The organism is Amycolatopsis melonis (assembly GCF_040064235.1).
Classification (GTDB): Bacteria; Actinomycetota; Actinomycetes; order Mycobacteriales; family Pseudonocardiaceae; genus Amycolatopsis; species Amycolatopsis melonis.
Map to the genome: position 1 here is coordinate 846,202 of NZ_JBDZYD010000001.1, position 9,935 is coordinate 856,136.

A 9,935-nucleotide genomic window follows, 5' to 3' on the forward strand; every position below is an offset into this window, starting at 1 on the left:
TCGTGGTCAACCGGGGCATTCTGTCCCAGCCGCAGGACCAGGAGTGCGGTCGGATGTTGCGGTCAGCTCACGTCGGGACTCAGCTCCCGCGCTCGTGCGGACGCACGAACGTCCAGCCATCGGGCAGCTCGGCCGGACCCGCCAGCCCGTGCTGCGCCCGGTATTCCCGGTAGTCGGCACGGGCACGCGGGGTGGCGCTCTTACCTAGGTGGTCGATGCGGCGCAGGAAGCCGGCGACGACGTGTTTGCTGACGAACCGTGTGTCCAGGCGCTGGAACCGGCGTGGCCGGGGCGGGCCAGTGACTACCGCGGGTGTGTAGCAAAGCAACGACACGATCGGCTGTCTGGCAACGGCCGGGAACGCGATTCCCTCGGCAGTACGAGAGCCGGTGTCCTGGGTCAGCGCGCCGCGCTCCAAAAGCTGCGCGACGGCCGTGTCGAGGGAATGTTCTGTTTGCTCGGTACTACTGCCGTATACCTCTTGGGCCAGCTGGTCACGTGCCAGGCGGGCGACGCCGTCGGGATCGAGTAGGCCGAGGCGCCGGACGGCGCGAAGGACGCGCTGCGCAAGGGGGGCGCTGGTGCTGCCAGTCCTGTCGAGGGCGTCTCGGGTGACGATACGCGGGTCATAACAGTGCTCGATGTCGAGCTCGTCGTCGATGGTGACGGGCATGTCCAGCAGCGTGCTGGTGATCCGCAGCGTAGCGGTGTTGCGTGGCCAGGTAACGGTGAGCAGGATGCCGGGGAAGTAGTCCATCGGCCATGACACGCCGGTCAACACCGCAGGTGAGCCGTGCAGGTCGGCGATGGCCATCTGGGTGGCGTCAGTGACGTCGAGCTGGTAGCCGTCGTGGTTGAGCAGAAGGCGCATGCGTGTGCCGTTGCGCCGGTCGCTGATCAGAACGTGTGCGGCTTGTTGGGGCAGAGTGAGCCGCCCGGCGTCGATGTGTGCGGCGCGCAAGGCGACGGTCCAGCTGATCTGCGAGTCGCTGACATCGAGCTCGTCGTCGTACCCATCCTCCGGCTCCGACTCCAAAGCGGGCGGTTCGATAGCAGCAGGTGGCAAGGACGGGGCGAGCGTCTCGGCCCAGCCGAAGCCGCGGGGCACGGTCGGGTCGAGCAGCGCATGGGCGCTTCCGGGTGCCTCGGCTCGCCAGAGTCCACCGCCTTGCCAGTAGTCGTCCAGGCGTAAGTGCACCTGGTCGAACAACAGTCCATCCTCGGCATCACCGCGCACGTAGTCGGCGAAGATGAGGTTGGCGTGCAGGACGACATTGGGGTATCCGGTCCCGTGCATCAGGGTGGCGCTGCCGTCGACGCAGCGCAGCCGTGGCCCGAGCGCTGTGTATGTCACCTGTCGGGCCGTGTCAAGCCGGCGACTCTTGTCAGGAAGTGCGCTGCGCGCGGTGGAGTTCGCCAGGGAAGCGATGTCATCAGCGCCCAGCGCATCGCAACTGCGTAACCGGGTGGACAGGCTGGCTCGGGAGACGGCGTAGGGCTGCCACATGCGGATGGTGTCGAGCTCGTGGAGCGCGGCGGTCACGGTCGCGAACAGCCCGTCGAGCGCTGCCTGGTGCTGTTCGGTTCCGGCATCCTCGGTGAGGAGCAGCGGCAGCGGTGCGACGGCGGCGGTGCTGAACAGTAGGTCGCGGCCAGGGCCGAGCAGGTAGTGCCGGTAGAAGCCGGCGTCGTCGAGCTCGGCGAGTTCGGCCGTGGCGTAGCGGGAGCCGACGAGTAGGTGGCCGAGCTCGTCGAGGCGGCCGCGCCGGGTGAGGCGGGCGATCTGTGCGGCGGTCGGCGCAAGCCCAAACACGTTGAGGTCGAGAACGAGCCGTTCGTGCAAAATTGGCCTGCTGTGCAGGTCGGTCTGGGCTGGGCCGGTGGCGCCCGCGGGTGCGCCGGACAGCCAGGATGGGACGGTGCCGTCTTCACCGAGCTCGGCGTGTGCGCCCTCCTTATAGACGACTTCTGCCCAGATGGGGTCGCCGCCGGAAGCCACGTTGATCAGGGCGCCAACGGGCAGCGCGTCGATCGTCTCGCCGAGCGCGACGGTGGGGAAGCTGGCCGGGTCCACAGCGGCGCCGGCATAGCCGGTGGTCAGGTCGTACCCGAAGTAGCAGGCGTTGAAGGCGACGTTGACGTGGACTGGGGTGCTGCGGGCGGCGACGAGCGCGCCGAGGTAGCGGCTCAGCACCTGCATCTGGCTGGCCGGAACGCGCTCAGGCCCCAACGTCATCGCCGGGGTCAGCAACGGGTCGTTGGTGTGCGGGCGCCACGGGCGAGCAGCGGCGAGCTGCGCCAATTCGGGTCCGGCCGGTGCGAGCTGCTGCGCGAGAGTGTCCGGGCGGGTGGGTGTGCTGCTGTTAGGCGGGACGGTGGTTGTCACAGAGCCGTCCCAGCGGGGACCGGCGTGACGACGGCCACGGCGGCGCGGGCGGCTGCTGCGGCGGCCCGGTCGGCGTGCCCGCGCTCACGCCACATTCCGTGTCCGAGCGAAACGACCCGACCGTCGGTTTCCAGCCGGGCAAAGCTGTCCTCGATCTGGTCAAGCTTCACCATGTGCTGGGCGCCGAAGTAACGCGACACGACGAGGTTACGGCGAAGGCGTACTCGACGTCGGCGGATTGGGTGATAGTAAGAGTCCTCGCCGCGCAGCGCCCGGTACACGTCGCGCGCGTGGACGCCGCGGTAGTCGGCCCAGACCAGCCGGTACACCTGCTCGTCGAGACGCTTCTGCCGGACGCTGCTGTCGGTGCGGGCGCCAGCCAGCCGCGGCTTGGGCATGTTGAGCGCGTCACCAGCGTCGGGTGGCTTCTGCTCGACGGGGATGGTGGTGTCGTTGTCCCAGCAGGCCGAGCATCGGTTCGCGGCGGTGCTGCAACACCCGACGGGTAGAGCGTCGACGCCGAAGTAGTCGGCGAACTTGCGGTTGGCGCACTTGTTGCGGTCGGTGAAGAAGTCGTGCAGGAGGCGGATCTCCTCGGCGGCGCGCGCAGACTTGCCGGCTAGCGCACCGGCGTACCCGGCAGGCAGCGTCGGGGTGTGCACCGCGATTCCGGTGACCAGCTTGCGACTGGGTGCTGCGGAAACGTCGAGCTGGCCTCGGTCGTGCAGATCTGCCAGCAGCTGCCATGTGCTGGGCGGATCGTCGGCGAGATCGGCATAGCGCTTGACGGTCGCACTCAGGTACCGGTGCGCGCTCGGGACGTGCAGCCGGGACCGGTGTAGGTCGCTGCGTTCGTCGGAGCGGCCCGGCAGCGCCAGGATTGCGTCGACGACGGCTTGCTCGGTCGGGTCGCTGTCCTGGTCGCCGCCGTTGCGCAGCTCGCCAGGCTTTATGGTGCACAGCGGTGGGAAGTCGCCGAGGTCGTCGACGACGCCCAACTCCGACAAGGCGGCGAACGCGCGCACGACGCCGGACGTGTACTGCTCGCTGGTGCGAGACTTGGCGGCGTCGTCCTGGCTGAGCCGGCCGGCATCGACGTCTTCGGTGATGAGCCGGTCGGCGATGGTGCCCGCGTCCAGGACGCCGTTGCGGACGGCTAGGACGGCTTTTCCCATCCGGGTGAGCAATGGCGCGGGCAGGTCGCTGGTGGTCATGAAGCGGGCGGTGCGCAGTCCGCGCGGTGTGAGCAAGGCCAGTCCGACGTTCGCCGGCGGCGCGGCTGCCGCTGCGGTATCTCCCACAATGCCGGCTCCGGCGACGTCGCGGCCGGCTCGTCCGACCTGCTGGTATAGCTGCGACAGGTCGGTGGGGGTGCTGACGCAGAAAACGGTGCGGATGTCGGGCCGGTTGATACCGAGCCCGAAGGCGCTGGTCGCGACGATGAGCATCGGTGCGAACCCGTCGTCTTCGCGCCGCGGCGCCTCGCGGAACTCGGTCATGACGGCATGCTTCTCGGCTTCGGTGAGCCGGCCATGGAAGCGCCGGACCCGTACGTTGCTGTCACCCACGTAGTCGCGCAGGTGGGCGTGCAGCGCGACTACGTCTCGGACGGTGAGGCAGTAGAAGATCGCGTGGTCCTCTAGGCGGTCGACGACCTCCTCGGCCAGTCCGGCATTGACGGCCGGCCCGGCGGGGCTGATCGAGCGGCGGAACAGCGCCAGCTCAGGCCGGATGGGGTTTTCCCGGACGGTGACAAGTCCGGTCGGCCCGGCTGCGCTGGCCTCGGCGAGCGCCTCGCAGCTGCTGGCCGTGGGGATGTCAGCGGCAAGGCCGAACACCTGGGTGCGCAGCCCGGCATGGACGGTGCGATTGGCGGTGGCGGTCAGCGCGGTGACGGCGAGCCCGTAGTCAGCGCGCAGCCGGGTCAGGAACTGCGTCGCACGGCGCATGGACGGTCGGAAATCGTCCCACTGCACGACCGTGTGTGCCTCGTCAATGACGATGCGGCTGATCATGCCGATTCGAACCGCTTCAGTGACGATCTGCCGGAAGCGCCGCTGTCCTAGACGCTCTGGGCTGACGTAGATGAGCTTGATGTGGTGTTCAGCGCGGCCGAGCAGCTGATCGGCGATCTCGGTCTTGCCAGCGCGACTGCTGCTTTCGCGCAGCGGAGCGACCAGGGCGCGAACGGCGCCGCCGATGCTGGCGTTGAGCTCGAGCGCTTGGTCGTGCATGAGGGCCACGAGCGGGCTGATGATTAGGGTGACGCCGGGCAGCACGAGCGCTGGCAGCTGGAAACAGTAACTTTTGCCGAAGCCGGTCGGCAGCAATCCGAGGGTATTGCGGCCCTCGGCAACAGCCGTGATGACGGCCTGCTGGGAGCTCTTGAGCTCGGTGGGAGCGTCGGACAGCTTGAGCAGCCCACCGACCTGGGCACACCGGTTGAGCACCTCGGCGACGAGTGTGCCGCCTGTCTGGTGCTGCGAGACCTCCTGGGCGGTCAGCGCTAGCTCACGGATGCGGCGGGTCTGCGGCAGGACGGTGTGCTCGAGCAGAGCCTGCGGCGTGGAAAGCTCGCTGGCGCGCGCCGAGCCGAGCAGGCCGTTGCGGGCGTAGAAGTCCCAAATCCGTGCCCAGGCGTCGGCCATCGACATGACGTTGCCGCCGGTGCGCTCTCCGGTCACCGGGTCCGGGCGCAGCAGGTCGGCATCGAGGCTGCCTAGAAACGTCTCGCGATAGGCGCGTCCCAGGACAGTGTGTCCGGCGAGCTTGCGGTCGCTGATGATGATGACGCCGCGGTGCTGTTCGGAGCGTATGAGTCGGCCGACGGCCTGCCGCAGCTGTAGCGCGGCCAGTGGCAGGTAGTACGTCTCGGTGGCGACCGCGTCGGGATCCTCGGCGTGGGCGGCGTCGGCGCGAGCGACGACGGCGGCGCGGCGCGCTTCGATCACGGGAGCCGCGAACGGTGCGAACGGCAGCTTGTTGATCCAGACCAGGCGCAGCCTGTCGGAGTCGGCGATGTCGACGCCTTGCCACAGGCCCTTGGTGCCGACCAGGATGCCGCCGCCGTCGGTGTGGCTGTCGAACTGTCGGACGGCGCGGGGGTTGCCGAGCAGGACGGCGCTGTGCACCGGCGTGGTGTCGCCGTCGCGTCGTAGGCTCTCGGCCAGGTGCTGGCTGATGCCGGCGGCGGTGCTCTTGGCGGTCGTGAGGACCATCGCGCCGCTGTCGTAGCCGCCGCGGGTGTTGTAGTCGTGGGGTTCGTCAGCCTCGTCCAGGACCGGCTTGATCATCTCTCGGGTGTAGCCGGTGAGCTGGTGGGCAACAGTGCGCATGGCGCCGTCGCTCTGCTCGGCCCAAGAGGGGAAGTCGGCCAGGCAGAAGAGCTCGGCCTGGTTCTTCATGTCGAACGGTGTCGGCAGGTGCAGGGTCGGGACGGTGCTGCGCAGCCCAAGCCGGGTTCGGATGAAGGTCCACTTCGCAGCGACGCGCAGCGTGGCAGACACATAGTAGGTACGGTCGAAGGTGGCCAGGAACTGCTGCCAGGTGCCGTCGGCGGGCAGCTCGATCGGGCTAGTGCTGATGCGGAAGCGGTAGTGGCGCAGCTCGGCGCTCAGCGCTTCGACCTCCTCGGCGTAAACTGTCTGATTAGTGGTGCCGGGCGGCAACAAACCCAGGGCCGGTGTCACCCTGTCGCCAGTCAAGCCGTGATCGGTCAGGTCACCGTCGACCGTGCCGGCCGAGCCTTCGGCTGCGGCGGGATCGAGGTCGTCAAAGTCGGGTTCGCCATTCGGGGCGGTCGCGTCAAGTGGCAGCGTCTCGTCCGTGTCGTCGTCCTGGTCATCTGCGGTGCCTTGTTCGGTGCTGCCGTCGTTGGTGTCGTCCGTGCTGGGGTTACCACCGGGCGTGCTGCTTTGGACGGTGCCGGGGGTGCCAGTGGCGGGTAGGCCGAGGGCGGCGTCAGTGTCGGCCACGATCCTTTGCGCGTTGGCCCTGACCTCGGCTGCGCCAACAACGAGGGCGTCGAGCCGTTCGAGGTCGTAGAAGCTCAAGGTAGCGGCGTGCGCGCCGCGGTAGGCCGACAGGGTGCCGACGAGCACGTCACATATGCCTGCCAGGCGCAGCAGCAGGCCCATCAGGTAGCGGACTTGTCCGGTGCCGCTGGCGCCGCTGTACGGGCTGGCCAGCGTGACGGTGCGTGAGCCGACGAGAGTGCCGACGCCGGTGCCGCGCGCATCGAACGCCTGCCCGGCGACCTTGGGCAGCGTCTCGTGGTCGAGTAGCAGGCCGAGGTTGCGCACTCCTTCTGCGGCCTGGTCGCGTTCGATGCTGGACCGAGCGTCGCGGATCCAGCTGTCGAGCTCGCTGTACAGATCTTCCACCAGTCGGTAGTCCAGTGTGGTGGTCAAGGCGCTGGTGGCGCTGTCTTCGAGCTGGTGGGCCTCGTCGAGGATGAGCAGGGTGTTCGAGCCAAGGTCGGACAGCTCGTCGAGGTGAGAGAGCAGCAACGCGTGGTTGGCCAGGATGAGCCGATGGCCAAGCAATGCCTCCTTAACACCGTCAGTGTGGACGGCCAGCGGTGTGGGGGCAGTCGCGTCGTACTCGCCGGTGGCGGCTTGGGAAAGCGACTCAAGCCAGATGCTGACAGTGTTGTTGCTGTAGCCGGTGAAGAACAGTGGCACGTCGACAGGGTCAACTGAGTGCGCGGTCCAGGATTGCTCGATGGTCGTGGAAGCGATCAAGCGCAGCATCAGGTAGGCGAGGAGCTCGCGGAAGATGATGCGCTCGAGGAAGCGGTTGCGACCGGTGCTGCGGCTACGCCGTGGGGCGGTCGGAGTGGCGAGCAGCGCGGTTGCGTCGGCCAACGACAGCGTCAGCGCGCGCAGCGACAACCGGTTGGCTTTGCCCTTGACGACATCGGAGGCGCCGAGCAGCCCTGGGATTGCCGCTTCGAGGCGCGCAACGTCGGCGGCCAGCTGCGCCTGCAGCTGCTTGGTGGCGGTGGTGATGATGGCGGTGCGATCGGGGGCGCCAGAGAGCCAATCCAAGGCGACGGCCAGCACGGCGAAGCTCTTACCGGTGCCAGTGGGCGCTTCGACCAGGCCGGCACTGGCCTCGTCGACCCAGCTGTGCATCTGCTGGGTCATCTGCTTCTGCGGCTCGCGCAGTGCCGCGCCGGGGCGGACAGCGCGGGCAAGGGCGGTGACGTCGACCTTGCCGTCGGTTCCGCGCAGGCTTGCGCTGACGCTGACCGCCGAGCGTCCGACCGGTCCGGTGTGGCTCCGCCGCGGAGGGTGCCCGGCCAGACCGGAGTTCAGGATGCCGGCGACCTCTGCGGTGGTGTGGACGCGCTCATCGCCGAGCAGCTCGTTCTGCGGCGCGCCGACGTAACTGGCCGCAAGCGAGCGCACCAGGATCCAGGCGGGGGAGTCGGCGGTCAGGCTGGCGAGCAGGTCCTGAACGTCGGAGGGCATCGCGGCGAATGTCTGTGCGCATTGCTGTAGGACGCGGGCGAGCAGCTCGCTGTCGTCGACAGCGTCGTGCCAGCCCAGCCCAGCGCGGCTGATGCCGAGGTCGTCGGCCAGCGGCGCGAGCGCGTGCCGGGTGGCGGTCGGGTAGAGCGCGAGGGTGAGGTAGAAGGCGTCGACGTAGGTGCCGCGCAGGTCCGGCATGTCCTCGCGGACGGCGGTGGCGCTCAGCAGCGGGAAGTCGGCCTGAGTGCCGTTGTACGTGACGATCAGATCGGCGCCGTCGGTGTAGGCGTAAAAGTCCTCTAGCGCCTGCCTTGGGCTGACGGCCGCTGCGGCGTGTGCCTCGCGAACGCGCTTGGAGCGGATGACCCAGGTGTCGTCGGGCAGCTCGACGTAGGCGCTGAACTGCGGCTGCTCCGCAACCCAGGCGCTGTCGTTGCTGAGCCGGACGGCGCCGATCTGGTAGATCCGCTTGTCGGTGTACGGGTCGCTGGTGGTGGTGTGGACGACAGACTCGAGGTCGACGAGGACGGCTCGCACGGCGGCGCCGAGCGGTTCCGCGGTCGCCGGGGGGTTTGCGAGCGGCTCGGCGGGATGGTCGGGCGCGGGCAGGGGTGTGGTACTTGCTGCCGAGGCGGTGACGGTCGGACCGGAGATGGTGACACCCGTGCTGGCGTCGGCAGAAGAATCGTGAATGGGTGAACTTACGACCTGGGCGGTCGCGCCACCAGGAGCGCTGATGCGTCCGGAGCTGTCGCGGTGGAGAAAACCGGCAGCCACGGCCTCGTCGAGGAGTGCGACCAAGCGCCCGCGGCGTTGGCCAGGGAAACGGCGCATGGCGGCTGTGAGCAGCTCGTCGACGCTGACCGCAGGGTGGTCACGCAGGTACTCAAGGGCGAGGGTGGCTAGCCGCCGGGCGTGCGGGGATGCCGCATTGTGTCCGGCGTCGTTAGCCAACGTTGGCTCCTTCGTGTCGTACGGTGTGGCCCGCATGATCGGGTGCGTCTGGTCACGGCATTGGGCGCTGATAAACCCGGAAACACACGGCGCCGACGCAGAAATGAACTTCGGTTCGTTGTCCCTGCGCACTGCTGGCGTAGGTGCTACCGCGGCTGTCGTAGGCCGTCGGCATTTCCTCGCGCTGCCGTTCGGGCAGGATGGCCGGCAGCAGCGTGCCGGGCTCGCGTTCTGATGTCATGCGTGCTTGCCAACCAACATGCGCGACACGAAACCGGCTACCCCGTCGGACAGCCCGTGAGCAACTCGAGCTGTGACCTGGGCAGAGATCGGATGATCGACGAGGAAAACGGCGGTCGATTGGGTGTTGCCCAGGTGCTGAAAAAGCGGAAGCCAGCCGGTGACGACTCCGTCTCGTTGCGTGTGGATTTACCCAGACGGACGTGTCGACGTTCTCGGCGGGTTTTCATGATCTTGCCTCCTCCCTGTTGCAGGCACAGTCAGCTTTCGGTGGGCGTATGTTTCACTTCCGGCCGAAGTTACCCCGAATGGAGCAGCTGGCTCGGTTGAGAGTTGCCTCGCAGGGGTGAACCGATACGGCGTGTATAGAGGTCGGGCTGTGGACCAACCTCGCCTGCGCGAGGACGACCATGGCAAGACGTTAACGTTCAGGCCCGGCCGGGGGCTGCTGCTGCGCTGGGCGGACTGCGACAGCGTCCGCGACGACGTACGGGACTGTGTGACCGAGCATCTCGGCGAGCCGTACGGGGTGCTGATCCCGGACGACCCCGGATTCCCGAAAGGCACGCGCTCGGCCGAGTTGCAGCGGCAGTACTCCGGCATCGTCGGCCGGATCGAGAACTGCCGGCCGTCGATGAGCGGTGCCCACGAGCGCTCGGCCAGAGCCGCGCCGTGGTGGTGGTCGGGGAGCCGGCTGAGGTGAGCAGGTCGGCGGTGGTGGCCTGCTCTGGCGCCACGGGTGCGGTGGCAGGCGGAGGTCGACCTGGGTGACGAAGCCCTCAGTGAGGAGGAAATCGACCAGGAGGAGGTCGCCGACCAGCTCGGTGGCGGGTCAGGCACACCCGCTCCGGTGCGACCGGCCGGAGCAGCTGGTACCGGTG

General features: G+C 68.3%; 3 protein-coding genes and 1 pseudogene. 1 reads left to right on the forward strand and 3 read right to left on the reverse strand.

Features of this window, described 5'->3' with window-relative positions:
* Positions 1–79: 79 nt before the first annotated feature.
* Genes ABJI51_RS03800 through ABJI51_RS03810 form a run of 3 tightly spaced genes read right to left on the reverse strand, consistent with a single transcriptional unit; the run spans position 80 to position 9,055 of the window.
* Entirely contained in the window at positions 80–2,386 is a 2,307-nt protein-coding gene (locus tag ABJI51_RS03800; RefSeq protein WP_348947506.1) for a hypothetical protein, read from the reverse strand.
* Positions 2,383–8,814 (reverse strand): DEAD/DEAH box helicase, encoded by a 6,432-nt coding sequence (locus ABJI51_RS03805; protein WP_348947507.1) that lies wholly within the window; start codon positions 8,812–8,814, stop codon positions 2,383–2,385. Before ABJI51_RS03805 ends, ABJI51_RS03800 begins: the two co-directional genes overlap by 4 nt.
* Before the next feature lie 52 nt (positions 8,815–8,866).
* Positions 8,867–9,055, reverse strand: a complete 189-nt coding sequence (locus ABJI51_RS03810) for a hypothetical protein (RefSeq protein ID WP_348947508.1) — start codon at positions 9,053–9,055, stop codon at positions 8,867–8,869.
* Between the two features lie 435 nt (positions 9,056–9,490).
* Here ABJI51_RS03810 and ABJI51_RS03815 point away from each other — a divergent pair.
* A pseudogene (locus ABJI51_RS03815) lies at positions 9,491–9,682 on the forward strand (IS701 family transposase); the annotation flags it as partial.
* Positions 9,683–9,935 lie beyond the last annotated feature (253 nt).

Coding starts and splice junctions, on each gene's coding strand:
- ABJI51_RS03810 (WP_348947508.1), bottom strand. CDS start 9,055: ATGACATCAGAACGCGAGCCCGGCACGCTGCTGCCGGCCATCCTGCCC.